The sequence below is a fragment of the Microvirga splendida genome (assembly GCF_016427565.1).
GTDB lineage: Bacteria > Pseudomonadota > Alphaproteobacteria > Rhizobiales > Beijerinckiaceae > Microvirga > Microvirga splendida.
The window spans coordinates 1-25,490 of sequence record NZ_JAELXT010000007.1 but is presented as its reverse complement, the minus strand read 5'-3'; the positions used below and the strand labels follow the sequence as shown (position 1 = coordinate 25,490).

Genomic DNA, 25,490 nt, shown 5'->3' with positions numbered 1-25,490 from the left:
GGAAGCACCGGCGAACCTAGCCTCGGCCGCGAACGCCGTCCCCGGCCGCGCGGCTGGGCAGATGCAAAGCCTTCGGCCCAATGTTGAGACCGATCTGCAGACTGTCGGCGATGCGCCTGGCACGGTCGATGAGGAACTCCGCAACATCAGGCTCGCAGACCTCACGAGCCGCCGCCTCGAAAAGGGCGAGCCAGCGCTCAAAGTGCCCCTCCATCAGGGCCATGCCCCTGTGGGCCGCCTGCGGCTTGCCCTGGTACCGCCCTGTCCGGAGGGCGACGGACGACCAGAAGTCGATCATGATCGCCAGATGCTCGCTCCAGCGATGGGACAGGGCCCGGCGGAAGATCGGTCCCAACTCCTCGTCCTGCAGAACGCGGCCGTAGAAGGTCTCGACCAGGCGCCGGATCAAATCCTCGGTCACGCCCCTTGCCGGCTCGATCAGGGAAATCGCGGTCGTTGAATTCATGCCAAAAGATGCCTTCTGAATTCCTCTTTGCTTAAGATCAAAAAGATGTACTTTAAATGCATCTTTGAGGAGTTCGAATGAGGCTGACGTCCCACACCGACTTTGCGCTGCGCCTGCTGATAAGCCTCGCCGTCGTCGAAGAGCGCCTCGTCACCATCGAGGAGCTCGCAAGGCGTCACGGGCTGTCCCGCAACCATCTGATGAAGGTGGCGCAGACCCTGGTCAGCCTCGGCTACGTCACGGGCGTGCGTGGACGCGCCGGCGGCCTGAAGCTCGCCCGGCCCGCCTCCACGATCCGCATGGGCGAGGTCGTTCGCGCCCTGGAGGACGACACCCTTCTGGTGGAGTGTCTGGGCGACGGACCGACCACCTGCATCCTGAGCGGCGCCTGCCTGCTCACCCACACCATGGGCCGCGCCATGGAGGCCTTCTTCGCCTCGCTCGACGAGGTGACGCTGGCCGACTTGGCCGCCCCGCGCATGGCCCTCCGCCAGCGCCTCGGGGTCGGCGAGGGAAGCGACCGCGGCCTTGCCGCCACTGCCTGAGATCAACACATCTAACGGAAGGAAATAAGAGCCATGACGACCAAAGCCATTCTGACCGCCGTGCTCCTGCTCTCGGCAGCGCCGGCCTCCGCCGAGTGCATCTACAGAAATGCCTACAACCACCTGACCAACGAATACGTCACCGTTCCGGTCTCCTGCCCTCCCGTGAAGGCAAGCCAGACGCCCAAGTACCGCCGCTGGCATGAGTGCCCGGTTCACGAGGAGCGGAATGCCAAGACCGGCGACGTCTACCAGGTGCGGTCCTGCGCATGACGAACCCACCGGTGGCGAAGTGAAGGCCGCCACCGATACGAACGGAACAAGCAAGCCCACAGGAGCCGGGCCGACGTTCGGTTCCTGTGGGCTTCATGATGCCATCACACCGCGCGGCTGTGGGTTCTGCCCGACTGGCCGAGGTAGGCGTCGAACGCGGATGCCACGCTCCGCACCAGGAAGCGGGTGTCGTCATTCACCGACAGCACGCTGCCATCGAGCCGGATGACGCCGTCGCCTTCCAGCATCCGCAGCCGCGGGATCGACTGCAGGATGGTCTCAGGCGCCACGCCGTGCCGGCCGCACACCTGCGCCACGTCGACCTTGAAGTCGCACATCACCCGCTCGATCAGATCGGCCCGCAGGCGGTCGTCTGCCGTGAGGGCATAGCCCTTCGCGGTGGCCAGTTCGCCGCGCGAGATGCGCTCGGCATAGCGGCCCAGCACGACCTCGTTCTGGGCATAGCCCTGCGTCAGCCGTCCGATGGCTGACGCCCCAAAGCCGATCAGCACGTCGCTGGGGTCGGTGGTGTAGCCCTGGAAGTTGCGGTGCAGGACGCCGTCGACCTGGGCCTGCACCATCGTGTCCTCAGGCAGGGCGTAGTGGTCGAGGCCGATCCGGCGGTAACCGGCTTCATCGAGCGCCTCGGCGATGGCCTCGGCCTGCTCGTAGCGGGCGGCGCCGTCGGGCAGCGCGGCCTCGTCGATCTTGCGCTGATGCTTCTTGAACGTCGGGATGTGCGCGTAGCCGAAGACGGAAAAGCGCTCGGGGCGCAGCTCGATGCTCTTGCGCACGGTGTCGACACAGGACGCCACCGTCTGGTGCGGCAGGCCGTAGATCAGGTCGAAGTTGATCCCATGCACACCGGCCTCCCGCAGGCCGTTCGTGGCCCGTGCCGTCTGCTCGAAGCTCTGGATGCGGTTGATGGCCTTCTGAACCACCGGGTCGAAGCTCTGCACGCCGAGGCTGGCCCGGGTGACGCCCGCCTCCCCCAGGGTCTTCGTCATCGTCTTGGTCAGGGTGCGCGGGTCGATCTCGACTGCAATCTCGGTCTCCTCACTGAGGGAGAATTTCTGCCGCATCAGGGCCATGAGGCCGAGCAGCTCGGAGGGCTCCATGATGGTTGGCGTCCCGCCACCGAAATGGACATGGCGGACCGGCAGCGGTCCGGTCAGGCGCTCCGCGACGAGGCCGATCTCCCGGCGGAGGACATCAAGGTAGTCGACAATCGGCGCATCGCGCTGGGTGATGGTGGTGTGGCAGCCGCAGTACCAGCACATCGAGCGGCAGAACGGCACGTGAAGGTACAGTGAAGTGCTCGTCTCGGCCGGCAGGGATGCGAGCCACGTCCCATAGGCCTCGTGCCCCGTGGCGTCGGAGAACTGCGGCGCCGTCGGGTAGCTTGTGTAGCGCGGAAGCCGCTCTTCGCCGTAGCGCGCTCTCAGGTCGTCTTTCATGGTGCAATCCCGTACATGCGGCGGACCATCCTCCGGGAGGCTGTCCGCCCTTGATGCAAGGGGGTGTACGGCAACTTCCGCCGGGGTTCCTTGCGCTTGCTCAATATGATCCGGCGGCTTTCCGACCGCAGTGCATACATCATTTGATCTGGATCAAATCCTTGAGGACGTTCAGCAAAAATCACGCGCCTTCGAGCGCATTCGCCAATGTATTTGCGCTGCAGCAAATAAGCCTGGGAAGCTGAGGAGTACAAAGTCTCCATCCGATGACGGACCAGAACGATCCGCCAGGCGGTCCCATAGAGGAGATGATGATGAAGACCCTGAAGATCCCGGGACGCCGGCCGCTGCTTGCGACCGCTGCCGTTGTAGCCCTTGCCGGCGCAGCCTGGCTCGGCGCCCCGCTCGCAGCCAACGCAGGCGACAAGGTGGCGGCCGCCACGACGCACGCCCACGCTGCCACCGAGGCAGCTCCGGTGAGCGTGGTGCGCCTGCCCACCGATCTTCCGGGCCCCATCGGCAAGCGTGGCCCGCAGCGGGTCAAGGTCGATCTGGAAACCGTCGAGGTGACGGGTGAACTGGCCGACGGCACCAGCTACCACTACTGGACCTTCAACAAGAAGGTTCCCGGTCCCTTCGTCCGGGTGCGGGTGGGCGACACCGTCGAGGTCAAGCTCAAGAACCATGACGACAGCATGGTGATGCACAACGTCGACTTCCATGCGGTCACCGGCCCCGGCGGCGGCGCGAAGGCCACCGAGGCGGCGCCCGGCGAGACCCGCGGCTTCGAATTCAAGGCGCTGAACCCAGGCCTGTACGTCTACCATTGCGCCACCCCGATGGTGGCCCAGCACATCGCCAACGGCATGTACGGGATGATCCTGGTGGAGCCGGAGGACGGCCTGCCGAAGGTCGACCACGAGTTCTACGTCATGCAGGGCGAGATCTACACCGAGCAGGCGTTCGGCACGAAGGGACTCGTGGAGGAGAGCTACGACAAGCTGATCAGCGAGCGTCCCGAGTACTTCATCTTCAACGGCAGCACCGAGGCCCTGAAGAAGAACCCTCTCAAGGCGAAGGTCGGCGAGACGGTCCGGGTCTACTTCGGCGTCGGTGGCCCCAACTACACCTCTTCGTTCCACGTGATCGGGGAGATCTTCGACAAGGCCTACAACATGGGGTCGCTGACCACCGATCCGCTGAAGGACGTCCAGACGATCACCACCCCTCCCGGCGGCGCCAGCGTGGTGGACTTCAAGGTCGAGGTACCCGGCAACTACGTTCTGGTCGATCATGCCCTGAGCCGGGTTGAGCGTGGGCTGGCCGGCATCCTGCAGGTCGAGGGCCCCGAGAACCCCACGATCTTCAAGGACCACAACCCCGAGAAGTCGGCCATGTCGACCAGCGGTCACTGACAGCGGCAATTCGATGTGATGAAAAGTCCGGGCCTGGCCCGGACTTTTTGCGTCTCGTGTTTTTGCGCCAGGGCAACGAAGCCAGGACCGGCATCTGTCTTTCTGGCGTCGCAGGGCAAACACCGCCACCACCTCAAACCCGACGGAGACTGCTGATGAAACCCGAGCTGCACGAGGTCGCCGCTCCCGGCCCGGCCACCCCACCGGCCCCCTCGCCTCTGCTGACGCGCGTGCGCGCCGTCATGGACACCCTCGACCTGGACTGCCGCTGCCGCGGCAAGCTCGACGCCGCGCTGGAGCGGTTCGAGGCCCTGGAGAACCGGCGCCAGCTCCGCGGCCTGATCCTCGATGCCCGCCACCAAGCGGAGCGCATTGGGGCGTTGCTCGAACTCGTCGGTGAGCTCGACACCGTCTCGACAGACGAGACGGACCTGAGCGTATTCCAAGAGATCGCGCTGCTGTTCGAGGACATCAGGGCGGCGGCAACGCGCGGCGCCGAGGACATGGTCCGGGCTGGAGGACTTGACCTGCGTGGCAGCCAAGCGGCCTGACCCGCAAGTCCGGGCGCCGATCATGCCTGTCAGAGGGAGTTCACCGGCCCGGCCGGCGCAGGGCTCCCGGCAGCGCCCGGTCGCCGTAGTCGATGCTGGAGCGCTGCAGGATGCGCCCGGCCGCGTCGACGACAAGGCGCAGCCGCCGACCGGCATGGAAGAACGTGAGCCGGAAACGGCCCTCGTCCTCGCCGATGCCACGCTCGCAGCGGCTGGTGATCGCCCCGCGGCGGAGCAGCTCCGGCACGTGCGACGGCTCCACGCCCAGGCCCTCTCCGAGAACCGAGGCATCAACCTGGATCGTGCCGTCCTGGATCTCGATCTCGGGCATGGGGGCTCCCTTCAGTGATGCGGCCGGACAGAGGAGACGGTTTCGTCAGGCCGCTGACGCGGAGGCTGTGCCCGGCACGAGCGTCAGCAGGACTACATTCGGATCGTCGGCGTGGTCGAGCAGCAGCTGCCGGACGCGGTCCTGCCACAGCCGGCGGAACTCCTGGGCTTCCGCCGGGGAGGCCTCGCCGCCAAGCACCCGCTGGAACAGCGGTCGGGCGTCGGCATGAAGCGGCACGGCGGCGGAGTTCAGGCTCGCGATGACGCCCTCGCCCGTATCGCGACGGGTGAACTGGATCTCCCCGTCGATGGCGGCCCCGAAGGCGAGCCGGTCACGGCGCTCGAACCGTCCTGCGATCCCCTTGAACCCGCCCTCGCCCGCAGCTCCGGTCAGGAGGGTGGCCACCGAAGCCATCACGCCGGCCACGCCCTCGGAGGCGTCCTGGCCCAGCGTGACGTCGATGTCGCCCCGCACCGGGATTCCGCCTTGATACAGATACCTGAGCGCCTGCAGCGTCATGAGGTAGGCGCCGGCCACGGTCGGGCAGGAATGCCCGGCCAGCTTGACCGCATCGAGGTAACTGTACTCGACCAATCCATCTGCGGTGGCGCCGAGGAAGGCGCTCAGGGGATCGTAGAGCGTGAGGCGGGGCGCCTCGTCGAAGAAGCTTGGATAATTCATCGGGACCACCGGATCAGTTGAGCCTTCTCGTTACCGCAGCCGCGCGGCCCGCTCGTTGCTCTGGCTCAATAAGACTGAGGATGGCGGGTAAGGCGGTGCGATGCATGGCGCCAAGTTCCAAACCCTGTCCCTCGGAGGCGTTGGTGGAGAACATCGCGGACGGCGAGCCCGTCGGCAGCTGTCGGACGACGCGGCCATGGCCGGTGCCGTTTGGGTTGCCTGTTATGAGTGGCTGCCCTTGTCCCTGGCGAGGTCGGCCCGCAGCGCCGCGATCTCGGCCCGCAGGGCGGCCAGGTCGGCGCCGCTCGCGGTCTCCGCCTCGGGTGCGGCGGCATCACGCTCGACAAAGAACGAGGCGAAGCTTGCGGTGATGTAGCCGAACACGGCAAAGCCATACAGAGACAGCAGAAAGCACAGGATGCGGCCCTCCAGGCTCCGGGGCCAGAACTCGCTTCCCATGGTGGTCAGCAACATCCCGGTCCACCACAGCGCGTCCGCATAGCTGGCGAAGCCGCCCTGAACCTCCGGGGCGGGCTCGAAGGCCAGCATGCCGCCGGCCCCGAGCAGCGTGATCAGGACGGTCAGGACAATGGCATATCCAAGCCCGCGCCGGCTCAGGCTGGCCCGCAGCGCGTTCATACCCCGGTTGGCGGTGCCGACGATGCGCACGAGCCGGAAGCCCCGTGCCGCCCGGGCAAGCTTGAGGAAGCGGAGCCCCCGCAGCAGCCGGAAGGCCGGCACGACCAAGGCGATCACCGTGAGCCAGTTGCGCCTCAGAAACGAAGTCTTGCGGGGAGCAAGCGCAAATCGGATCGCGAACTCGACGATGAAGGCAACCCAGATTGCCGTGCCGAAGACCTCCAGCAGGCGGATGGTCCCCCACACCAGCTCGACGATGACGAGCACGAGCCAGGCAAAGCTGAGCACCATCATCGGTGCTTGCAGCCACTCCTCAAGGTCGTGGAGCGTGCTCCAGCGCTCCTCCACCTCGTTCTCACGGGGCGTGTCGTTCATGATCCGGGCACTCCTGTTCAGGGTCAGATGCCGGTGAGAACGGCGGCGTCCATCGGGCGGGTCCGTGGGAACTGACAGGACAGCCGGCAGCCCTCCCCCTGAAGCAGCCGGGACTGCACCGCGCTGGGCGTCGTGACAGGCGATGTCCGCCCCCGAACCCGGATCCGGTAGACGTTGCCTTCAGGCGGACCCGCAGGAGGGCTATGACGGTGAAGCGATCATGCAGGTTCGGATCCACGTGCGCCAAGGGTGATCTGCGGCTTGCGCCTCCAAGGCCTAGCTTGTCTAGGCAGCATTAACAGACTTGTTCCCCACGCCAAATGCCAGTCCGGGCCTGTGCAATCCAGAAGGCCCGGACTGGCCCGTGCGGGTTTTCGTGCATTCAGGGGGCCTCACGCCAGAAGCCCGGTTGTTCCCCCGCCCTGCTTCCCTGTACACCTCGTTGTCGTGGCAGCGGATCGCCGTGGTTATTGGGCAAGGGATGGACGCATGTGGGCAGACCGTCGCATTCAGGATCTCTTTGGGATCGAACTGCCGATCATCCAGGCGCCCATGGCGGGTTCGGTTGGGTCCGAGATGGTGGTCGCGGTCTCCGAGGCAGGCGGCCTCGGTTCCCTGCCCTGCGCGATGCTCAGCCCTGAGCAGATGCGGACCGAACTTGGGATCATTCGCCAACGCACCTCGCGACCGATCAACCTCAATTTCTTCTGTCACAACCCGCCACAGGCCGATCCGGCCCGCGAGGCGGCCTGGAAGCGGCGCCTGGAGAGCTACTACGTTGAGCTCGGGCTCGACCCAAGGACACCTGCTCCCGCGGCGGCCCGTGCCCCGTTCGACAGCGCCATGTGCGACCTGGTGGAGGAGTTCGCGCCGGAGGTGGTCAGCTTCCATTTCGGGCTACCCGAGCGAAGCCTTCTGGAGCGGGTCCGGGCGACCGGCGCGAAGATCATCTCCTCGGCCACCACTGTGGAAGAAGCGCGATGGCTTGAAGACAAAGGCTGCAATGCCGTCATTGCGCAGGGCTACGAGGCTGGCGGACATCGCGGCCTGTTCCTGTCTCAGGACATCACCACGCAGGCTGGCACGATGGCATTGGTGCCGCAGGTCGTGGATGCCGTGGCGGTGCCGGTAATTGCCGCAGGAGGCATCGCTGACGCGCGGGGCATCGCCGCCGCCTTTGCTCTGGGAGCCTCGGCGGTCCAGATCGGCACGGCGTATCTGTTCTGTCCCGAGGCCAAGGTCGGCCCGCTCCACCGAGAGGCGCTCAGGCGCGCCAAGGACAACGACACCGTGCTGACCGACGTCTTCACAGGCCGGCCGGCCCGTGGGATCACCAACCGCATCGTGCGCGAGGTCGGCCCGATGTCGGAACTCTCGCCGGAGTTCCCGCTGGCCACGGGTGCCCTCGCTCCCCTCAGGGCCAAGGCCGAGCAGGCTGGATCGGGAGACTTCTCGCCGTTCTGGTCCGGGCAGGCTGGCGCTCTCGGCCGAGAAGCCCCAGCGGGCGACCTGACACGCCAGCTTGCCGCGGAGACGCTTTCGAGGTTGTCCAGGTTGAGCGGCGACGCATGACCATCCGCTCTCCTCAAGGTCGCCACCGATAACATCGCGCCCGCTGTGGAGATGGCGGGAGCTTCGACGGCCTGATGCGAGCTTATGGTTTGGTCCCTTCAAGCGCCTGGGTCAGGAGCCTGTCGAGAATGGCCTCGATGTTTGAGGCCGCAATCCTGTCAGCCATGGCGTCGTCGACCCGGCAGACATCCTTCAGAGCCAGATAGCTCTCCATTCCGGAAGCGGCAGACAGGGACAGAACGAGGAATTGAAACTGCTTCCGGGACAGGCGCGACCGCACGGGAGCGAGCGCATGCTCATACATCGGCAGGCGGCGCCCCCCTCTTATCTCACGGCTGGCATCCCTAGGATCAGCAACAGATGCATCCAACGCCCGCGCCAGGAACAGCCGGAACTTGGTCTCAGATGCACGGGTGAGCGTGAACAGATACCGCTGCACCCGGAGCACTCTCTCCCGCACGTCCTGGGCGTCTCCGACGATCTCCTCAGGGGTGGCGACCTTCGCGTCGAGAGCGGCCTCCAGGACCAAGGTCTCCGACGTGGAGAAGTAGCGGTAGGCTGTCGCCTTGGAGATGCCCGCCTCCTGGGCCGCAGCCAAGACCGTGGCGGGCTCACCGCGCTCCATCACCTGTCGTGCCGCCGCCAGGAGAGCCTGCCGGGTGCGTGCCTTTTGGCTGCTTCGTCCGGTATCGAGACGCAAAGGAGAAACTCTCTTGAGACGCTAGTCTCATTATGATACCGTGGCCTCACGTCCTGAGCAACTGATGCTCGGCGCAGAATGGGAGAGAACGTCATGGCTGCTCCCCAGACCGACACCTACCACCTCCTTGGCAACCTCCTGCGGTTTCATGCCCGCAGTCCGGACACGGGCGGGGCTTACTGCCTCGTGGAAACGCTGACGGCGCCTGGGGCTGGTGCTCCGCCCAACCGGCATCCCTCCGACGACGAAGCCTTCTACGTGCTCGACGGCTCCTTCGAGTTCATGATTGAGGGCGAGACCATCACGGCAACCAGCGGCAGCTTCGTGAAGGTGCCGAACGGAGCCGTTCACGCTTTCAAGAATGTGGGCCAAGCGCCGGGGCGGCTCCTGATCATCAACTCGCCCGGCAGGGTTCATGACGGCTTTTTCAGCGAGGCGGGTGACCCCATGCCGGCCGGCACCCGCGAACTTCCACCGCCATCAGGCGAGCCTGACATCCCGCGCGTCCTGGAGATCGGCAGGAGAAACGGCCTGGAGTTCCTCCTTCCTCCTGCGGAAGGTTAGCTGGCCTTGCGTCCAGCCCCAGTGGCAGCGGCTTGATGGCCGGTTCCATGCGCCCAACGATCTCGCCGTCACCGCACAGGCAGTGCAATTGGATCGGTGCCGCCTCTTCCTTGGCGGGCCATACATGCTCCAGCTTGCACGTGGTTGCTCCCGTCAGACCTAGAGCTCCTCGATGCTTCGTGGCTCTCTGATCGAACGGCCGTTCTCCTGGCGGCGTGCGTTGCCCCGGACCTCATAGGCCTTCAGCCGGGCGCGCATAATCGAGCCGAGCGGGCGGTGGGCAGCAAGGCTGTGCGAGGGGCAGAACAGCAACTCCTCGTCCAGGGCCTGGCGCCTGGCATCGAAGGCTTCCTGCGGCGGCAGGATCAGGCGGGCAACCGGCCGATACGGGCTCTCGTCCTCCGGCCATTCGGCATTGGCATTCTCCACCGGCATGCGCTCCAGGTCGGTGCAAAGCTGAATGGCGACCTCGTATTCGGCCGGATTGTCGCGAAAGTATTCTACGACAGCGGTGCGCAGGCCATCCTCGTCGGCGGGTGTGAAGCCGGCTTGCAGCAGCTCGTGCAGACGCGGCATGTCGGGCCTGACCCGGAGCTTGGCGATGTAGTCGCCATAACGGAACGGGCATTGGCTGTAATAGGCCTCCGCCAAGGGGTGGTTGAACGGATGGCCATAGAAGTCGAGGTTGGCGCTGTCCAATCCCACGGCGTTGAGCGCCGCATTGGCCGCGCGGGATGTTGCGGAGACGGCCTGCTTCACCCCTTCCGGCAGCGGCATCGCCATCTCGGTCGCGGTGATCTGGGCCAGAAAGACCTTGGCGGTGGGTGCGATGAACACCTTGCCCGTGTCGAGCACCCAGTCCTGGGTCACCTCCTCCTGATGACCGGGCAGCATCTCTCCTTCGACACCGATGATCTTGAGCGACATGCCGCGTGGTGTGGACACCCGACGGTCGTCCAGGAACTCGCCGGGCACATGGGACAGGCGCACCACGACTGGGTAGGTCCGCGCCTCGGCAAACAGCCCCTGGCGCAACTCGGGAGGCAGATTCTCCAGAACCCGCAATTCGCCCTTGAGGATGCCGTGCGCCTTGGCATGGGACGTGCGCACGGAACGGCCGTAGCGCTCCCGCGTGACCCGGCCGCCACCTGCCATCGCCTCGATGATCCTGTCGAAGGTCTCCTGCTCATCCGGCTCAACCTCCTCCACGTCGTCGCGGTAGCGGACGAAGGACGGCTTTGCCTTGGGATGGCCTGAGGCAAAGCCTCTTCCGGCGGGCAGCCGCGCGTCGCGAACGCCAGAGGATCCACTGATCGCCCGGCAGAGGGCGTCGGTCACAAGCCCATAGGCCAAATGGGCGACAAGTCCGCGGGCATGGGCGGTCCAGGGATAATCCTGCGGGCGGCCGGACAGGCCCAGAGCGGCGTTCATCCCCTCGTCCTTGATCAGGAACAGGCCCAGCCCGAAGAGGCTGCACCTGCCTGCATCAAGGTAGGCGACGCGCCCGCGCAGGGCACCATAAAGCGCCGCCGGCACCATCCCCAGCCCGTAATGCACGATGAGACCGGCCGCATCGCGCTGGCGCCGGGTCAGGGCACGTCCAGCTTGGTCTGCCGTTTCTGCGGCCAGAACCTGGGCCGGATCCATGCCGCCGGGACGGGCCTGCCGGGTCTGCTGGCGTGTCCGCCTGTTGTCGAGGCCGCGCCGGAAGTTGAACCAGTCGATGCGGTCCATCACCCAGACGGCCGCCACCCCTGCCGCCGCGCCTGCCAAGGCATCCAGAACGATGTCTGCGGATGAATGCCGCGAATTCCGGCCGGCGCGCCCCCCGGTCCATGCCGCAGATCCGGCGGAAGTTGCGTTGGCTCTGTCGCGTGCTGACTTTGGCATGGCAAATCCTTACCGGGACGGTGCGGGTGTTGCTGAGGCCCACCCGCAGGCCTTGCGCCTTATCCTCCAATCGAAAGACCCCTCGACCGTTCCAGCTTCACTATTTAGTAGGATGGTCGCTCGCGCTGCATCTGGTGTCGGAACCTGTGCTGCGGCGGTTAATTGACCTCTCAGGCAGCCTCCGGGCCACATTCCGGACAGACGGTCCCGAATCAATGCCACACCCGCCTGTCTGGAGGAGAGGCAATGACCGTCATCCTCCTGAGGAAGAGGCGATCTCTCTGACCGTGAGGTTTGCGATGCCGATGCGCGTTCACGAAGTCCATCCCGCCCTTGCCCACTTCCCGGTGGCCCTGCTGCCCACCGCCGTGGCGGCCGATCTCATCGGCACGCTCACCGACAACGACTCGTTGATGGAAATGGGGCGCCAGTTGATGCCGGTGGCCGCCGCAAGCGTGGCCGCGACGGGGATCGCAGGCTTTGCCGCGCAGGAGGCGGTCAGGACCAGCGATGCCTCGCATGATCTCCTCGTCACCCATCGCACGCTCAACATCGGCCTGCTGGCCCTGTCGGTGGGCTTGGCAGCGATCCGCGCCCGCAGCCGGCGGCCCAGCGCCGGCTACCTGCTGGCAGGTTTGGCGGGAGCCGCCCTTGTTACGTATTCGGGCTATCTTGGCGGCCGGATGGTTTACGCGCATGGCGTCGGCGTGACCCCTGCCGATGGGATCGAACCGGAGCGGACGCCCGAGATGCCACACGACGGGTTCGGGAAGGCCGCACGCGCGTCTGCGGCCAACGTCGGCCATGCGCTCAGGCACACCGCCCAGGAGATGGCGCAAGGGGAGATCGTCCCGAGATTCCAGGAGAATCTGCCCGCTCGACGGCAGACGGCCGCAGGATAAGCTCCGTTCCTGGAGGCAGCAGGTTGGCCCGACCAGGGATCGAGATCCCGTTGGAGGAATGATCATGTCCCGAGGTCCGATGTGACTGGAAGTAGAAGCGGGTGCGCCAAATGGATCTGACCCGGCTTGCGGCTGATGCGATCCTCAGGGCTGCGGCCGATGCCGTGGTGGCCACGGACCGCGACGGAATCATCCGAGTGTGGAACCCCGGAGCCGAACGGATCTTCGGCCACCACGCCGACGAGGCGCTGGGCCAATCGCTGGACCTCATCATCCCGGATCGCCTGCGTGCACGCCACTGGGAGGGCTTCCGGCACGTCATGGCAACCGGCGAGAGCCATTATGGCGCGGGCGATCTCCTGTCGGTGCCAGGCATCCGCAAGGACGGACAGCGCATTTCGCTGGAGTTCACCATCGTGCCGCTCAAGGATGAGCAGGGGCAGATGCAGGGCCTTGCTGCCGTCATGCGGGACGTGACCAGCCGCTACGAGGAGATCAGAGGCTTGAAGAAAAAGCTGGCGGAGGCAACCGCTCCCCCGAGCCCTCACTGACCGGCATGACAAATCCGTTCTACACCATCGGGCATTCCACCCGCACCATTTCGGAATTCGTGGACCTCCTGCGCGAGGCAAACGTCCGTCTGGTGGTGGACGTCCGGACCGTTCCGCGCTCCCGGACGAACCCGCAGTTCAACCGTGACGCCCTGCCCGAGAGCCTGGCGGGTTATCAGATCGGCTACGAACACATTGCCGAGCTCGGCGGGCTGCGCGGCAAGCAGCGCCGGGACGGGCCGTCCCCCAACGCCTTCTGGGAGAACACGAGCTTCCGCAATTATGCCGACTACGCTCTGACAGACCGATTCCGGGAGGGCCTTGACCGCCTGACTGATCTCGGCAATCGGAGCGTCACGGCGATCATGTGCGCCGAGGCGGTGTGGTGGCGCTGCCACCGCCGGATCATTGCCGACTACCTGCTCGCCTCCGGCCATTCCGTGTTCCACCTCCTTGGACCTGGCAAGATCGAGCCGGCATCGCTCACGCCCGGAGCCCGGCCGTCCACTGAACGGATCGTCTATCCCGCCGCGGGATGAGGCCGGGCAGTCTCAGCTGACGCCGGTGTAGCGGCCGGGCCTGTGGTTCGTCGCCAGCACGAGGTTGAGCACGACGGTCCCCAGGAGCGACAATGCGAGCCTGTCCGGCGCGAGGACGAACAGAGACGCAAGGAGGATCAGCGCGTCGAGGGCCAACTGGACATATCCGGCCCTCAGGCTGTGGCGCTCCTGCAGGTACAGCGCCAGGATGTTGATGCCGCCGAGGCTGGCCTGGTGGCGGAAGAGGATCAGAAGTCCGATTCCAGTGAGCGACCCGCCGGTGACCGCGGCAAAGACCGGATCGAGATGGCCTATGCTGACCGAAGAGGCCGTCAGCTTCGAGAGCAGGGAAACCAGGAGGACGGCCAGAAAGGTTCGCACCGCGAGCTTCCAGCCCATTCTCTTGACGGCGAGATAGTAGAACGGAAGGTTGACGGCGAAGAAGGCGGCTCCGAACTCGAAGCCGGTTACCTGCCCCAGGAGAAGGGCGAGGCCTGCCGTGCCTCCGGTCAGCAGGCCGGCGGAGCCGAAGAAGGTGACCCCAAGCGCCACCATCAAGGTGCCCGTCAGGATGGCAGCCACATCCTCGTAAGGGCGATGCATGCTCGCGATGGCTTGATCCGTCACGGCGTCCCTTTGTGCCTGAACATTGCCCCATGAGCCTCAAGCCATAGCCGGTTTCCGGTCAGGTCTATTTGCTGAGGAGCAAGGATGGACACGGTTGTACGTCCCATCGGGCGTGTTTTCGTCCAGCATGGAGAGGAGGAAACCAGCGGGGTCGCCCTCGGCTGCGTCCTGACCGCATGGCGGCGCTCTGGACCCGCCGGGCATTGCGGCCGCGGGGTGCCGCCTGGGGAGGCCTGATCCGTTGCGCCCGCATGGGCCCGGACCGCAGGCAGGCCCTGCCCAAGCGGCTCCTGCACGAGCGGCCCCGCCTGTGGAGGGCGCCGGAAGGTTGTGCTGGCGCAACGAACCCCGCTGGGCTGGGCGGCACATTCGCCAGGATCCAACCGGAGGTTTTCCCGATGCCGCAAGCCAGACAGCCCCAGTTCCCGAGCCAGCCGAGCGCCAGCGATGCAGCCATCGAGGCCCTGGCCCGCCAAACCTATGATGCCTGCCACCCTGATGACACCTTTGACGATCTCAAGCGGCGGGCAGGCTTTACCCGCGAGGCAGCCGGCCTGCTCCGCGCCTGGACACGGGCGGCCCGATCAGGACGCCTCGGCCCTGTCGGTTCGACGTCCCCGGACCAGGCCCTTGCGGGCGAAGCGGACGCACTGGCCGCTTAAGGGAACGGTAGGGAACCCGGAGGCTTTCGCCCTTGGCTGGAGGCCGCAGGCCGCGCCGGCCAGCGCAATGGCTCGGTTCAGTGCGGCCAGGAGATCCGGGACTAGGTGTGGCGCGCGAAGATCATCTTCTTGATCTCGGCGATGGCCTTGGCCGGGTTCAGGCCCTTGGGGCAGGTGTTCGAGCAGTTCATGATCGTATGGCAGCGGTAGAGCCGGAACGGATCATGCAGCGTATCGAGACGCCTGTCGGTGGCCTCGTCGCGGCTGTCGATAAGCCAGCGGTAAGCCTGGAGCAGGGCCGCAGGACCGAGATAGCGGTCACCGTTCCACCAGTAGCTCGGGCACGAGGTGGTGCAGCAGGCGCACAGGATGCACTCGTAGAGGCCGTCGAGCCGTGAGCGCTCCTCCGGCGTCTGGGGCCATTCACCTTCCGGTGCGGGGGTCTCGGTTTGCAGCCAGGGCTCGATGAGGGCATGCTGGGCGAAGAAGCTGGTGAGGTCCGGCACCAGGTCCTTGATGACCGGCATGTGCGGCAGCGGATAGATCTTGATCGAATCCGACTCGCAATCCTCGATGCCGAGCGTGCAGGCGAGCGTGTTCATGCCCATGATGCTCATGGCGCAGGACCCGCAGATGCCCTCGCGGCAGGAGCGGCGGAAGGTCAGCGTGGAATCGACGTTGTTCTTGATCCAGAGCAGCGCGTCGAGAACCATTGGGCCGCAATCGTCGCGGTCGACGTAATAGGTGTCGATGCGCGGGTTCGCGCCGTCATCCGGGTTCCAGCGGTAGATGCGGAACGCCTGGACGTTGGCGGAACCATCCGGCCTCGGCCAGGTCTTGCCTTCGGTGTAGCGGGAGTTCTTGGGAAGCGTGAACTGAGCCAATCGTTTCTCCGTTCTGATCAGTCAAGCCGCGGATCGAAGGTGGATTGAACCGCATTGCCCTGAGAGCGGCAACGACAATGAACACGCCGTGAGCAAGGGGACGAGGGGCTGGTGACCGGCCTGTTCGTCACTGGCCCTTTGCGGCATCGCGCCGTTGCCATGGTGGCACTCTCCGCCCGCAGCGCTTGAGGCAGGTGTTACGCGCGAGGGCGCGTGATCCCATGCTGGGTGCATCGGCGCCGGCTTGGCAACCTCACGAGATCGCATCCGGCGGAGAGGCCGAGGGCAGTGCGATCCCTGTTGCGGCTGATATGATTTCCATCGTCACAGGCGAACGGACGGGGCCGGGCGCAACGGCAGGCCGGCGCTTAGGCCCTCATCCTAGCTGGCTCCCGCCTCCGCGGGATCCGGTGTTCGGCTGCCGGACCCGACGAGTGTCCCGGACCTGATGCCGTGCGCAACTGCCTCTAGCCGCCTCACCAATGGCTCCGCGAGCTCGGAAGGCCATCTCGCCCTTGCAATCATCCGGAACAGGGCGATCCAACGCTGGAGGCAGCAGGGGGAGAGGCCCGCAATTGCCGGATCAGGTGGTCCGAAGCTCCCGTTCCCCGTCCCGTCAGAAGCAAGAACGGACGACCAGAACTGGCACGCATGAGCAACGTGCGGTCCCCGGCTGCCGCCGGTCGCCTCCTTCAGGTGGTCCGCGAGAAGGTGGTCTGCGCCCGCCTGGGCGTAGACGGCCCGCACCACCTCTGCGATGGCCGCCCGTGTCACCCGCGGATGTGCGGGTTCGTCAATCTCATGGTTGCTGCGCATCTCTGGCTCCGTGTGCATGGGCGCCTCCGTGGGTCGTGTGATCCATGCCTCGTGACAGCCCCGCCTCCGGGGAAGGACAGTCCGGCTATCTCCACGTCCCGCCATTGAAGCAGAGCACGAAACTTCGTCTTTGACACAACACAAACAGCGGCACCGATTGACTTGGCCCGGATGGAAAATCGGGTGTTGCAGGGCAAGGCCTTCGGTCATGCATATGGGTTGCCCCTGCCCGCTGATGCGAAAGTCCGATTCGGGATCTTCAGGCTCCCTGCACCCGCTTCAGCCACAAAGGCGCTGTCCGGAACGCGCCTGCCCGTGAAGCACACCAACGTGACCTGGAACAAAGATCCCTCGGGGGCTGTCAGGCAACATGTGCGCGTAAGACAGGAGCGATATCGTGCACAACACCTTCAAGGTTCCCCAGAATGGCCTGATTCTTGTCAGCGACGGGCGCAAGGCCCTGTTCCTGACCAACCATGGGGATGACGTCCACCCCAATTTCCAGGTCGAGCGCGTGCTCCAGGCGCCCGACAATCCGCAGACGCATCTGCAGGGAACCGACAAGGCAGGCGCGCGCGGTCAGCACGGCGCGGTCGAGCAGACCGACTGGCATGATCTGGCCGAACGGAAGTTTGCCGGCGAGGTTGCGGAGACGGTCAATGCCGCCTGCTTCAACGGGGGGCTGAAAGCCATCGTCGTCGCGGCGCCCCCGCGCACCCTCTCCGAACTCCGCAGCCGGTTCTCAGAGGCGGTGAAGGAGCGGATTCTCGCCGAGGTCAACAAGGATCTGACGAAGCATCCCACCTACGAAATCGAGCGATACCTCACGGCCGGTGCATGACAGTGATGGCGAATGCCCGCCGGCCTCCCGAGATTACCTGCTCCTGAGTGCCGGTTCGGGCGTTCGCCCCGGCCCCCTCTTGGACCGCACCGACCGGCTTGGGGCGTCGGGAGAGGCCGTGCCGCCGCATGCGTCACATGCAGCACTGGGGCGGCATTGCAATCCCTCTACCCGACGATCACGATGGTCCGTAGACATTGAAAGTGTACAACCCGGCAGGAGACGAGAGACGATCATGCTTGTTGAGCGCACCCTTCCACCCGCCCGCGACCGCCTCGCGCTGATCGACAACGACGCCCCCGTCACACAGGCGGCGGAACTCATGTCCAAGCCGCACACCGATCTGGTCGTCGTGTGCGGCCGCGACGGGGAGATGGTCGGCGTTCTGACCAAGACCGACATTGTCGGCCAGATCCGGCAATGCACCGGATGCGGATGCGCCGCCCAGGTGGAGTCCATCATGACCCGCGATGTGGTGGCCTGCCGACCCGAGGACCATCTCAAGGACGTCTGGGCGACGATGATGCGGCATGGGCTCCAACGCGTTCCGGTTGTCGACGGGGGCCGCAGACCGCTGGGCATCCTCTATGCGCGCGATGCCCTCCAGAGCCTGCTGGGCGAGGTCGAGCACGAGGAGGCTCTTCTGCGCGACTATGTGATGTGCGTCGGCTACCGCTAGCATAGCGGTGCTTCCAGTCCGGAGGGGTCCCGCGCCCGGGAGCCTGCCGCGGGAGCTCAGGCACAGGTCCCGGCCAGGCGGGCAGGAACCTCATGCCCGAAGGGGGGCTGGCCTAGCGGTAAGGCGGCACAAAGCGCACGGCGACGTCCTCGGCCCGCGCAAAATGCTCATCGGTACCGTCCTCGCCAACCATCCGCACCGAGTAGCCGCGCTGGAGATAGTAAAGAAGCTCCTCATCGGAGTGGATCATGATCAGGCTCTTTGTTGGCAGCCTGTCGTCGTGCGGGACGGCCGACGCCGCCACGCCATACCCTTCGCCACGAGGGCCTGTCCTCTGCGGGACAAACTTCGCGCCTTTGATGAAACGCTCGAACACGATCACCTTTCTCCTCCAGGTTGCCCTAGCTCATGCCGCACTCTCAGCGGAAACCGCTCGCGCCGGATCGACACATTTGCGGTGGCGCGTCCCGCTCCGGGCTACGTTCGGAATGTCCGACTGGCTGCCGGCGGAAAGACCGCCTACTCATGGGCCGGTCAGCCTTACCTCACCAACCCTGTAGTCCAGGCTGTCGCGCACGACGCTTCCGATGAAGCAGCGGTCGCGGGCACGCTGCGCCGCCCGCGTGTACTCCTCGGCCCGGATCCCGTCGGCATCGCGGATCTCGGGGTGGACCAAGATGGTCGTGAACCGCATTTCCCGCGGAAACCCGGTCACCGAGCCTTCCACCCTGACGTGAACGCGCGAGAACGGCAGGTCCGCAGTCTTGAGGATGCGGGACAGGGTGATGCTGTAGCAGGAGCCCACCGCGGACAGCAGCAGGGTCTCCGGATTGGCTCCTTGGCCAAGCCCACCCATTTCGGCAGGAGCCGAATAGCTCAAGCGCTTGGTCCCAATGATGCAGACACCCTCTCCGTCCGCCGGTTGGCCATGCCACCCCAGGGTCACGCGGAAAGATAGATCCGTCACGTCGTCATCTCCTTGCCGGCCATCGCGCACCCGCCTGCGTGGTATGGCCTGTGCCCACCATGGAGCAGGCAGTCAAAGGGCCGGAGTTCCTCGCCACATGGCTTGAGCGAGGCGCTCCGGCCGCGACGGCTGTGCCCCCGCAGCCGCCCATGGGCTGATAGCAGGCGCTGGGGCTTGCACTTTGTGCTGCAGCAAAGTGTTGGCGGCTTTGTCGGGCCGCCGGCCCCCTGGCCCTTGGCATCACAGATTGGCCTGACAGGGCGCTCCAGCTCCCCCGGGGATCCCCACGTCATCTCATCCAGGGCGGGGCAGCGTCCGCCCGTCGCAGCCCCTCCGGGAAATCCCGGAATGGGCAATACAAGGCGGCTTAGGCTAAGTCTCTGAGATCACTTATTATTTAGAATATTTCTAAACTGAGGACTCCCATGATCGTCTGCTCGTGCAACGTCTTTTCGGACGGCGAGGTCCGGAACTGCCTCAACCCCGGCCCGGACTGCCCCCGCACCCCTGCCCAGGTCTACCGCAATCTCGGCTGCGGCCCGCAGTGCGGGCGCTGCGCCACCACGATCCGCGCGATCATGGATCAGGAAATGGCCCACAAGCACGCCTGCACGGCCGACTGCGCAACGGACTGCCCAATGACCCGGCAGGCCAATTCCAACGAGCCGGGGAAGCTTGAGAGATGGCGGCGCTCTACCCTCAATGGCTCCGCACGGAGGCAGGGCCCATGAAGGGTGATGCCAGGGTGATCGAGTACCTGAACAGGGGCCTTCGGCATGAGCTGACGGCGGTCAACCAGCCTTGGCAGCACTCCCGCACCCTGGCCGACTGGGGATACAACGACTTAGCCAAGAAGTGGCACGAGGAGACTGCCGAGGAGAGGCAGCACGCCGACCGCTTCATCGAGCGCATCATCTTCCTGGAGGGCGTCCCCAACATGCAGGAGCTGAACCCGCTGCGGATCGGCCGGAGCAAGCGGGAGGTCCTGGAGAACGACCTCGCGGTCGAGTCCGACGCGCGCGACCTCTGCGGGGGAGCGGCGGCATATTGCGACAGCATCGGCGACCGTGTCTCGAAGGACCATGGAGGGCTTGGAACGCCGGGAGCTCAGCGTCGAAACGGAGGCGAAAACGGACGACGGCCTGGTTGAGGTGAGCGTCCGCGACACCGGCACCGGCATCGCCCCCAAGGTCGCGGCCCAGCTTTTTCAGCCCTTCGTGACCACCAAGCAACACGGCATGGGGGTCGGGCTCTCCATCTGCCGCACCATCATCGAGTCGCATGGCGGCAAGATCACGGTCGATTCGGATCCGGGCCGCGGGATGACGTTCCGGTTCAGCCTGAGCGCGGTGGATCGGGAGGAGATGGCTGATGTCCAGTGAGGCGGTTGTCCATGTGGTTGATGACGACCTCGCGGTGCGGCAGTCGCTGTCGTTCCTGCTCGCCTCGGACGGTCTGCCCGTGCGCCTGCACGAATCCGCAGCCGCCTTCCTGGAAACCGTGGCGGCCCCCTCGGGATGCGTCGTGACGGACGTGCGCATGCCCGGGATGGACGGCATCGCGTTCTTGCGCTGCCTGAGGGAGCAAGGTTTCGCCATTCCGGTGATCGTGATGACGGGCCATGCCGACGTGCCGATGGCAGTCGAGGCCATGAAGGAGGGAGCCGTCGCCTTCATCGAGAAGCCGTTCGATGACGACCTCTTCCTGGCCGCCGTCCGCTCGGCCCTTGTGGTGCGGGAGCAGACCGTGGAACGCGATGGCCACGTACGCGCGGTGCAGTCCCGCCTGGAGGGTCTCTCCGAGCGCGAGAGGCAGGTGCTGGACGGTCTGGTGACCGGCAAGGCCAACAAGGTGATCGCACACGATCTCGGCATCAGCCCGCGGACGGTGGAGATCTACCGGGCCAATGTGATGACCAAGATGCAGGCCGGCAGCCTGTCCGAGCTTGTGCGCATGGCCCTGATGGCTGGCGCCGCACCGGCCGCATGATCGCCCCTTAAGGACATGTCCTGAGCGCGTCCCGGCGGGCCCGTTGAGGGAGATCAATCCCGGATGGCGCAAGGCGGGGTATGCCAAGGCCAGAGCGGTGGAGGGCTCACCATGCCGAAGACCCCAGGATCCATCATCCTCGTCATCGAGGACGACGACGCCGTGAGGCGGTCGCTGAAGTTCGCCCTGGAGCAGGAGGGACTGGAGGTGCATCTCTACGAGAGCGGCGAGCGGCTTCTGTCAGACCCCGACCTGCCGCCGACCGGATGCCTTGTGGTGGATTACGCCATGCCCGGGATGGACGGGATCACCCTGGTGGAGCGCCTGCGGCAGCGGCATGTCACCCTGCCGGCCCTTCTGATCACGGCCAAGTCCTCCCCGGCCGTGCGGGCACGGGCCCTCCGCGTGGGGTTCCGCCAAGTGCTGGAGAAGCCCTTGGAGGACAATTCGCTACTTGACGGGATCCGCAACGCGCTGGCGGTTTCCGCATAGACATACCGGATTGGGCAGGCGCCCCGACAGGCATGGCTGACGACAGCCATCCCGGGCTGCCGGCGTAAGGCAGACCTGGCGGCGGTTAGCAGGATGGAAGGAATAAGCAGCATGGCGTTGAACCACGTGAAGTCCGGCGAAATCGTCGACCTGCGGCCCCTTGGGGAGAGATTGCCGGGAGCAAAGACCACGGCTCTTGCAAAGACCGAGGCCTTCGAGGCGATCCGGCTGGTCGTTCCGGCCGGGCGGGACATCGCGCCCTATGAGGTGGCGGGGCCGATCACCCTGCACTGCCTGGAGGGGCGCGTCGTGCTGGAGCTCCCCGACGCCGGCGTGGAGCTGTCCGCAGGCCAGTGGATCTACCTCGACGGCGGAGTCAGGCACGCCCTCAAGGGTCTTGAGAACTCGTCCCTGCTGCTCACGATCCTGTTCGACCCGTGAGCAGGGGCAGCCCCCGCGCCCATTCGCGTGCCCCGGTGCCCGGGGCTTCCGCTCCGGCCATCCCGCGGATTACGGGCCCGCTGACGTCCGAACCCGGTTGAGGAACGCGGCATTTGGACAGAAGGAGGGCGCGGCATCGGCGCCCCCGCCCTCCAGCCAGCGCTGGCAGTCGGTGGCGATTGGGCACGCCAGGCAGCGGCGGCACGCGGTGGGGAACCCGCCCTCGAACTGCTCCCGGACCGCGAAACGCCGACGCGATGCGCGAATGGAGATGGCCATCCAGCACTGGGAGCAGGATCTCCGGTTTCTGTACGAGAAGTTCTATGTCGGAACCTTCAGGTTCGCCTGGCCGGAGACGTCCCTCTGACTGGAAACGGCCATAGCCCAGGTACCGCGGCATCTCAGTGGCCAGCTCGTTCTCCACAGCGCAAGCCCAAGTGGCACGCGCCTAAGACTTCACTCCTACCTCTTTCGAGTCGTTGACACGGCCAAGCTTTTTGTTCCCTATTTGTTCGCAGATGCGGTTCACCTGACAACCCATGGCGACCGGCCGGGTCCGGCGCCGCCCCGCCCACCCTGGCCGTCCCCGCGGCGGCCGGGCGCGCGGGGATTCGTAGGAGTGCGTCCATGTTGCGTCCCCAATCCACCCGGCCCGCCCCGCCGGCGCGCCAGTTCGAAAGCGCCAAGACCCGCGGCCCCATCGCCGCCCGCGACCGCCATGTCTTCGACGCCCTGCTGGTCGCGACCCTGGACCCCGCCGTGCGCGCCATCGCGCCGGCGGATCCGGTCACCATCGTCCTGGACGGTCTGCCGCTGCCCCATGTCCCCGACTACCAGCTCGAAACCGACAGCGGCACCGTGGTCATCGACGTGTGCCATCCGGCCAGAATCATAGTCGGTCGCGGCCGGTTCGAGGCCGCCGCGGCGGCGTTCGCCGCCCAGGGTGTCGCCTACGAGCGCCGTGAGCCGCCGCAGGTTCATGGCACGCCCCTGCTCATGAACGCACGCTCCGTCTGGGGCTGCCGGCGCGTTCCGGTTCTGGCCGCCGACCAAGTGCGGGTGCTGGAGGTGCTCAGGCGCCTCGATCCCGCGCCCCTGGCGGAGGTGGCCAGGGCCGTGCGCGAGGGCGACGGCGTCGCCGCGGTTCTAGGCCTGGCTTGCCGCGACCTCGTCGAGCTGGACCTGGCGGCAGCCCCGCTTGGTCCCGAAACCCCGGTGCGGCGTCGCCGCCACCCGCGCTGAGCCGGGACGCCTCCCTGTCCGAAAGGGGTAATTGACAAGCTTACATCTGTTCCCTATTTGTTCTGAGATACGCAAGGCCTCCACCGCGACGGGGCCACCACCGCAGCAGGGCTGCGGGACCATGGAGGTCACGGAGCGCCTCCCCACCCTTTCGTCCCGGCCGACGGGACCAGGCACCCTGTCCGCGGCGCGCCCTCAGCGCCGCGCGGAGGCAGGCACCGGCCCCGCCGCGGGGCCCATCGATCCCAACCCCATTCCTGTTCCACGGCGGACCCGTCCGGCGAGCGCCAAGGCGCGCCCGGCCGCTTCGCCCCACGAGGTTGCCCCATGGCAGAAGCAGACGACATCACCCTCGACGATCTCCTGGTGCCGGCGGAGGACAACGCCGAGGCATCGGCACCAGAGCCTTACACCTCCCCGTTCACCCCCGCGGCCCAAACCCTGGCCCGTTATGCGCTGGAGGCGGCCCTCGACCGGCGAACCCGGCGCCGTTTCACCGCGGCGCCGACGCTGGCCGCGGTGATCGCCGTCCCGACGCCGGCCTGGGTCGAGCCAATGTATCTCGCCGCCCGCACGCTGGCGTCGTGGGACGGCGTCGCCATCCGCACCGGCACGGACCGCGTCCACCACCAGCCCGCCAAGGGCAACGAGCACGCGATGGACTACCTGTCCCGAAGCCGCCGGTTTCTCGGCATCGCGCCGGATCCAGGCCGCCATCTCCCGTCGGCCCTGATGGGGGCGGCCGACCTTCAGATCACGATCCCCCATCCTTCGCCGGCTGTCCTGCGCCGGGTGATCCGGGCCGCGACCGGCTCCGTCCCGCGGCGGGTTCCGCCGGACCTCGGCGTGGCCTTGGACTTCGCCGACATCTGCTCGGCAATCAGGATCCGGACGACCCCGGCCTCGTGCGTGCGCCGGTTGCAGGCTGCGGCCCGCGCCCGGACCATGGTCGACGCGACCGTGGCCGAGGCGCCGGCGCTGTCCGCCCTGCACGGCTTTGGCGAGGCGATGACCTGGGCCGAGGCCCTTGTTCAGGACCTTGAGGCCTGGCGGCGCGGCGCCCTGGACTTCTCGGCCATCGACCGGGCCTGCGTCTGGGCCGGCCCGCCCGGCACCGGCAAGACGACCTTGGCGAGGTCCATCGCCAAAGCGGCCGACCTGCCCCTGGTGTCGACCTCGGTGGGAGGCTGGTTCTCCCAAGGAACCGGATATCTGGACGTCACCATCCGGGAGTGGGAGAAGGCTTTGGCCGCGGCGACGGCGCTGTCGCGGCCCGCGCTCCTTTTCATCGACGAGCTCGATGCGCTCCCCGACCGGGCCACCGTGGACGGGCGCAACCGCGACTACTGGTCGGTTTTGGTCACCAAAATTTTGCTGGACATCGAGCGGGTGCTTTCGAACCCCTCGTCGCGGGTGGTCATCGTCGGCGCCACCAACCACCCGGGGCGGATCGACGCCGCGCTCGTGCGCCCCGGGCGCCTGAACCGCGTGATCGAGATTCCAATCCCCGATCCTGCGGCCCTCGCCAAGATCCTGAGGTACCATCTTGGCGAGCACGACCTCCCCGGGGCCGACCTGGGCCCGCTGGCCCGGATCGCGGCCGGAGCCACCGGGGCCGACGCCGCGCTGTGGGTCAAGTCGGCCCGCCGCCGGGCCCGGATGGCCGGGCGGGCGATGGCGCTCCACGATCTGATAGCCGAAATCCTGCCGCCCGACACCCGCTCCCCCAAGGCCCTGCGCCACTGCGCCGTGCACGAGGCCGGCCACGCCGTCGCGCTGCATCTCGTCGGCGCCGGGACCGTTGCGGAGATCAGCCTGCTGGACCGGCACGGCGGCGGATTCATGAACGGGCTGGCCCCGGCCGAGCCGGTCCTGTCGCGGCCGGCGCTGGAGGCGATGGTCATCGTCCTCCTGGCCGGCCGCGCCGCCGAGAAGGTCATCTGCGGCGCGGCCACGACGGGCGCGGGCGGCGCGCCCCGCTCCGACTTGGCGCTCGCCACCGGCTGGCTGGCGGCCGTGCACGCGAGCCTGGGCCTCGGGGATTCGCTGGCGTACCGCGCCGCGCCGGAAAACGCCGCATCCCTGCTCGCCCTCGACCCGGACCTGCGCCGCGCCGTCGAGGGCGACCTCAACCGCCTCCATGCCTGCGCCGAAGCCCTCGTGCGGGAGCACCGGCCTCTGGTCGAGGCCGTGGCCGGCGTGCTTGAGGCGGACCGCTACATGGACGGGCAGGACTTCCTGCGGCTGTTCACCGCCTACGCGCGCGCGGCCACCGCCCGGCGGCCGCGGCGCAAGGGAGGCCGCCATGGATAGGGGCATCGTGGAGGTCGCGGCGCGCCTCGCCGCGGTGCGCGAGGCCCTCGGCGCCCGCATCTGCCGGGCGGCCTGCCGGCGCGCGC

The 25,490-nt window shown here is 66.7% G+C and carries 31 protein-coding genes and 1 pseudogene; 20 read left to right on the top strand and 12 right to left on the bottom strand.

Going from position 1 to position 25,490, the window contains the following annotated elements; genetic code table 11:
- Positions 1 to 16: 16 nt before the first annotated feature.
- Complete coding sequence (locus tag JAO75_RS09110) at positions 17 to 466, bottom strand: group III truncated hemoglobin (RefSeq protein ID WP_199048502.1); 450 nt, start codon at positions 464 to 466, stop codon at positions 17 to 19.
- 77 nt (positions 467 to 543) lie between these two features.
- Here JAO75_RS09110 and JAO75_RS09105 point away from each other — a divergent pair, with 77 nt between their 5' ends.
- Both JAO75_RS09105 and JAO75_RS09100 read left to right on the top strand, forming a co-directional pair.
- The gene (locus JAO75_RS09105) at positions 544 to 1,011 is read left to right on the top strand and encodes an RrF2 family transcriptional regulator (protein ID WP_199048501.1); all 468 of its coding nucleotides are present in this window, start codon (positions 544 to 546) and stop codon (positions 1,009 to 1,011) included.
- 33 nt (positions 1,012 to 1,044) lie between these two features.
- Positions 1,045 to 1,284, top strand: coding sequence for a hypothetical protein (locus JAO75_RS09100; RefSeq protein WP_199048500.1), 240 nt, complete (start codon positions 1,045 to 1,047; stop codon positions 1,282 to 1,284).
- Positions 1,285 to 1,388: 104 nt separating this feature from the next.
- On the opposite strand, the gene hemN is transcribed toward JAO75_RS09100, so the two are convergent.
- Entirely contained in the window at positions 1,389 to 2,741 is a 1,353-nt protein-coding gene (gene hemN / locus JAO75_RS09095) for an oxygen-independent coproporphyrinogen III oxidase (RefSeq protein ID WP_199048499.1), read from the bottom strand.
- Positions 2,742 to 3,055: 314 nt separating this feature from the next.
- Here hemN and nirK point away from each other — a divergent pair, with 314 nt between their 5' ends.
- Positions 3,056 to 4,156 carry a copper-containing nitrite reductase gene (gene nirK, locus JAO75_RS09090; RefSeq protein ID WP_246742431.1) on the top strand — a complete coding sequence of 367 codons (1,101 nt, stop codon included), beginning with the start codon at positions 3,056 to 3,058 and terminating at the stop codon, positions 4,154 to 4,156.
- A 155-nt stretch (positions 4,157 to 4,311) separates the two neighbouring features.
- Positions 4,312 to 4,707 (top strand): hypothetical protein, encoded by a 396-nt coding sequence (locus JAO75_RS09085; RefSeq protein WP_199048495.1) that lies wholly within the window; start codon positions 4,312 to 4,314, stop codon positions 4,705 to 4,707.
- Between the two features lie 40 nt (positions 4,708 to 4,747).
- On the opposite strand, the gene JAO75_RS09080 is transcribed toward JAO75_RS09085, so the two are convergent.
- The 3 genes from JAO75_RS09080 to JAO75_RS09070 form a co-directional block, all read right to left on the bottom strand.
- Entirely contained in the window at positions 4,748 to 5,038 is a 291-nt protein-coding gene (locus JAO75_RS09080; RefSeq protein ID WP_199048493.1) for a DUF6522 family protein, read from the bottom strand.
- Between the two features lie 45 nt (positions 5,039 to 5,083).
- Entirely contained in the window at positions 5,084 to 5,719 is a 636-nt protein-coding gene (locus JAO75_RS09075) for an FmdE family protein (protein ID WP_199048491.1), read from the bottom strand.
- A gap of 222 nt (positions 5,720 to 5,941) precedes the next feature.
- Complete coding sequence (locus JAO75_RS09070) at positions 5,942 to 6,733, bottom strand: potassium channel family protein (RefSeq protein WP_199048489.1); 792 nt, start codon at positions 6,731 to 6,733, stop codon at positions 5,942 to 5,944.
- 489 nt (positions 6,734 to 7,222) lie between these two features.
- On the opposite strand from JAO75_RS09070, the gene JAO75_RS09065 reads away from it, so the two are divergent.
- Positions 7,223 to 8,305 (top strand): NAD(P)H-dependent flavin oxidoreductase, encoded by a 1,083-nt coding sequence (locus JAO75_RS09065; RefSeq protein WP_199048487.1) that lies wholly within the window; start codon positions 7,223 to 7,225, stop codon positions 8,303 to 8,305.
- 82 nt (positions 8,306 to 8,387) lie between these two features.
- Here the strand turns inward: JAO75_RS09065 and JAO75_RS09060 are convergent, their stop codons facing one another.
- Positions 8,388 to 9,005: a TetR/AcrR family transcriptional regulator gene (locus JAO75_RS09060; RefSeq protein ID WP_199048485.1), complete on the bottom strand. Its 618-nt coding sequence runs from the start codon at positions 9,003 to 9,005 to the stop codon at positions 8,388 to 8,390.
- Between the two features lie 93 nt (positions 9,006 to 9,098).
- On the opposite strand from JAO75_RS09060, the gene JAO75_RS09055 reads away from it, so the two are divergent.
- Positions 9,099 to 9,569 carry a cupin domain-containing protein gene (locus tag JAO75_RS09055; protein ID WP_199048483.1) on the top strand — a complete coding sequence of 157 codons (471 nt, stop codon included), beginning with the start codon at positions 9,099 to 9,101 and terminating at the stop codon, positions 9,567 to 9,569.
- A gap of 159 nt (positions 9,570 to 9,728) precedes the next feature.
- On the opposite strand, the gene JAO75_RS09050 is transcribed toward JAO75_RS09055, so the two are convergent.
- Positions 9,729 to 11,459, bottom strand: coding sequence for a hypothetical protein (locus tag JAO75_RS09050; RefSeq protein ID WP_199048482.1), 1,731 nt, complete (start codon positions 11,457 to 11,459; stop codon positions 9,729 to 9,731).
- A gap of 299 nt (positions 11,460 to 11,758) precedes the next feature.
- Between JAO75_RS09050 and JAO75_RS09045 the strand changes: the two genes are divergently transcribed.
- The 3 genes from JAO75_RS09045 to JAO75_RS09035 all read left to right on the top strand — a co-directional run bounded on the left by JAO75_RS09045 (position 11,759) and on the right by JAO75_RS09035 (position 13,451).
- Positions 11,759 to 12,361, top strand: a complete 603-nt coding sequence (locus JAO75_RS09045) for a DUF2231 domain-containing protein (protein WP_199048481.1) — start codon at positions 11,759 to 11,761, stop codon at positions 12,359 to 12,361.
- Positions 12,362 to 12,471: 110 nt separating this feature from the next.
- Complete coding sequence (locus tag JAO75_RS09040; protein WP_199048480.1) at positions 12,472 to 12,912, top strand: PAS domain-containing protein; 441 nt, start codon at positions 12,472 to 12,474, stop codon at positions 12,910 to 12,912.
- A 5-nt stretch (positions 12,913 to 12,917) separates the two neighbouring features.
- On the top strand, positions 12,918 to 13,451 hold the full coding sequence (locus JAO75_RS09035; RefSeq protein ID WP_199048479.1) for a DUF488 domain-containing protein: 534 nt from the start codon (positions 12,918 to 12,920) through the stop codon (positions 13,449 to 13,451).
- Positions 13,452 to 13,463: 12 nt separating this feature from the next.
- Here the strand turns inward: JAO75_RS09035 and JAO75_RS09030 are convergent, their stop codons facing one another.
- Positions 13,464 to 14,078 (bottom strand): YitT family protein, encoded by a 615-nt coding sequence (locus JAO75_RS09030; protein WP_425523169.1) that lies wholly within the window; start codon positions 14,076 to 14,078, stop codon positions 13,464 to 13,466.
- 398 nt (positions 14,079 to 14,476) lie between these two features.
- Between JAO75_RS09030 and JAO75_RS09025 the strand changes: the two genes are divergently transcribed.
- Complete coding sequence (locus tag JAO75_RS09025) at positions 14,477 to 14,740, top strand: hypothetical protein (RefSeq protein WP_199048478.1); 264 nt, start codon at positions 14,477 to 14,479, stop codon at positions 14,738 to 14,740.
- A 101-nt stretch (positions 14,741 to 14,841) separates the two neighbouring features.
- Here the strand turns inward: JAO75_RS09025 and JAO75_RS09020 are convergent, their stop codons facing one another.
- Entirely contained in the window at positions 14,842 to 15,624 is a 783-nt protein-coding gene (locus JAO75_RS09020; protein ID WP_199048477.1) for a succinate dehydrogenase iron-sulfur subunit, read from the bottom strand.
- Between the two features lie 1,213 nt (positions 15,625 to 16,837).
- Between JAO75_RS09020 and JAO75_RS09015 the strand changes: the two genes are divergently transcribed.
- A complete protein-coding gene (locus tag JAO75_RS09015; protein ID WP_343234578.1) occupies positions 16,838 to 17,281 on the top strand; it encodes a host attachment protein in 444 nt (147 codons plus the stop codon).
- A 235-nt stretch (positions 17,282 to 17,516) separates the two neighbouring features.
- Positions 17,517 to 17,960, top strand: coding sequence for a CBS domain-containing protein (locus JAO75_RS09010; RefSeq protein WP_199048476.1), 444 nt, complete (start codon positions 17,517 to 17,519; stop codon positions 17,958 to 17,960).
- A gap of 112 nt (positions 17,961 to 18,072) precedes the next feature.
- Here JAO75_RS09010 and JAO75_RS09005 read toward each other — a convergent pair whose 3' ends face one another.
- Together JAO75_RS09005 and JAO75_RS09000 are read right to left on the bottom strand one after the other, a co-directional pair.
- Entirely contained in the window at positions 18,073 to 18,336 is a 264-nt protein-coding gene (locus tag JAO75_RS09005; RefSeq protein ID WP_199048474.1) for a hypothetical protein, read from the bottom strand.
- 147 nt (positions 18,337 to 18,483) lie between these two features.
- Positions 18,484 to 18,927 (bottom strand): OsmC family protein, encoded by a 444-nt coding sequence (locus JAO75_RS09000; RefSeq protein ID WP_199048473.1) that lies wholly within the window; start codon positions 18,925 to 18,927, stop codon positions 18,484 to 18,486.
- Between the two features lie 425 nt (positions 18,928 to 19,352).
- Here JAO75_RS09000 and JAO75_RS08995 point away from each other — a divergent pair, with 425 nt between their 5' ends.
- The 6 genes and pseudogenes from JAO75_RS08995 (at position 19,353) to JAO75_RS08970 (ending at position 21,849) form a co-directional block, all read left to right on the top strand.
- Complete coding sequence (locus JAO75_RS08995) at positions 19,353 to 19,658, top strand: (2Fe-2S)-binding protein (protein WP_199048472.1); 306 nt, start codon at positions 19,353 to 19,355, stop codon at positions 19,656 to 19,658.
- On the top strand, positions 19,655 to 20,077 hold the full coding sequence (locus JAO75_RS08990; RefSeq protein WP_199048470.1) for a ferritin-like domain-containing protein: 423 nt from the start codon (positions 19,655 to 19,657) through the stop codon (positions 20,075 to 20,077). Before JAO75_RS08995 ends, JAO75_RS08990 begins: the two co-directional genes overlap by 4 nt.
- Positions 20,010 to 20,309, top strand: a pseudogene (locus tag JAO75_RS08985) (ATP-binding protein); the annotation flags it as partial. The gene JAO75_RS08990 and the pseudogene JAO75_RS08985, both read left to right, overlap by 68 nt.
- Entirely contained in the window at positions 20,299 to 20,916 is a 618-nt protein-coding gene (gene fixJ / locus JAO75_RS08980; RefSeq protein ID WP_199048466.1) for a response regulator FixJ, read from the top strand. The pseudogene JAO75_RS08985 and the gene fixJ, both read left to right, overlap by 11 nt.
- 111 nt (positions 20,917 to 21,027) lie before the next feature.
- Entirely contained in the window at positions 21,028 to 21,408 is a 381-nt protein-coding gene (locus JAO75_RS08975) for a response regulator transcription factor (protein ID WP_199048464.1), read from the top strand.
- A gap of 111 nt (positions 21,409 to 21,519) precedes the next feature.
- On the top strand, positions 21,520 to 21,849 hold the full coding sequence (locus tag JAO75_RS08970) for a cupin domain-containing protein (RefSeq protein ID WP_199048462.1): 330 nt from the start codon (positions 21,520 to 21,522) through the stop codon (positions 21,847 to 21,849).
- 69 nt (positions 21,850 to 21,918) lie between these two features.
- Here JAO75_RS08970 and JAO75_RS25465 read toward each other — a convergent pair whose 3' ends face one another.
- The gene (locus tag JAO75_RS25465; protein WP_425523168.1) at positions 21,919 to 22,128 is read right to left on the bottom strand and encodes a DUF6455 family protein; all 210 of its coding nucleotides are present in this window, start codon (positions 22,126 to 22,128) and stop codon (positions 21,919 to 21,921) included.
- A 348-nt stretch (positions 22,129 to 22,476) separates the two neighbouring features.
- Here JAO75_RS25465 and JAO75_RS08965 point away from each other — a divergent pair, with 348 nt between their 5' ends.
- Together JAO75_RS08965 and JAO75_RS08960 are read left to right on the top strand one after the other, a co-directional pair.
- Complete coding sequence (locus tag JAO75_RS08965; RefSeq protein WP_199048460.1) at positions 22,477 to 23,091, top strand: hypothetical protein; 615 nt, start codon at positions 22,477 to 22,479, stop codon at positions 23,089 to 23,091.
- Positions 23,092 to 23,418: 327 nt separating this feature from the next.
- Positions 23,419 to 25,404, top strand: coding sequence for an AAA family ATPase (locus JAO75_RS08960; RefSeq protein WP_199048458.1), 1,986 nt, complete (start codon positions 23,419 to 23,421; stop codon positions 25,402 to 25,404).
- The last annotated feature ends 86 nt before the right edge of the window (positions 25,405 to 25,490 follow it).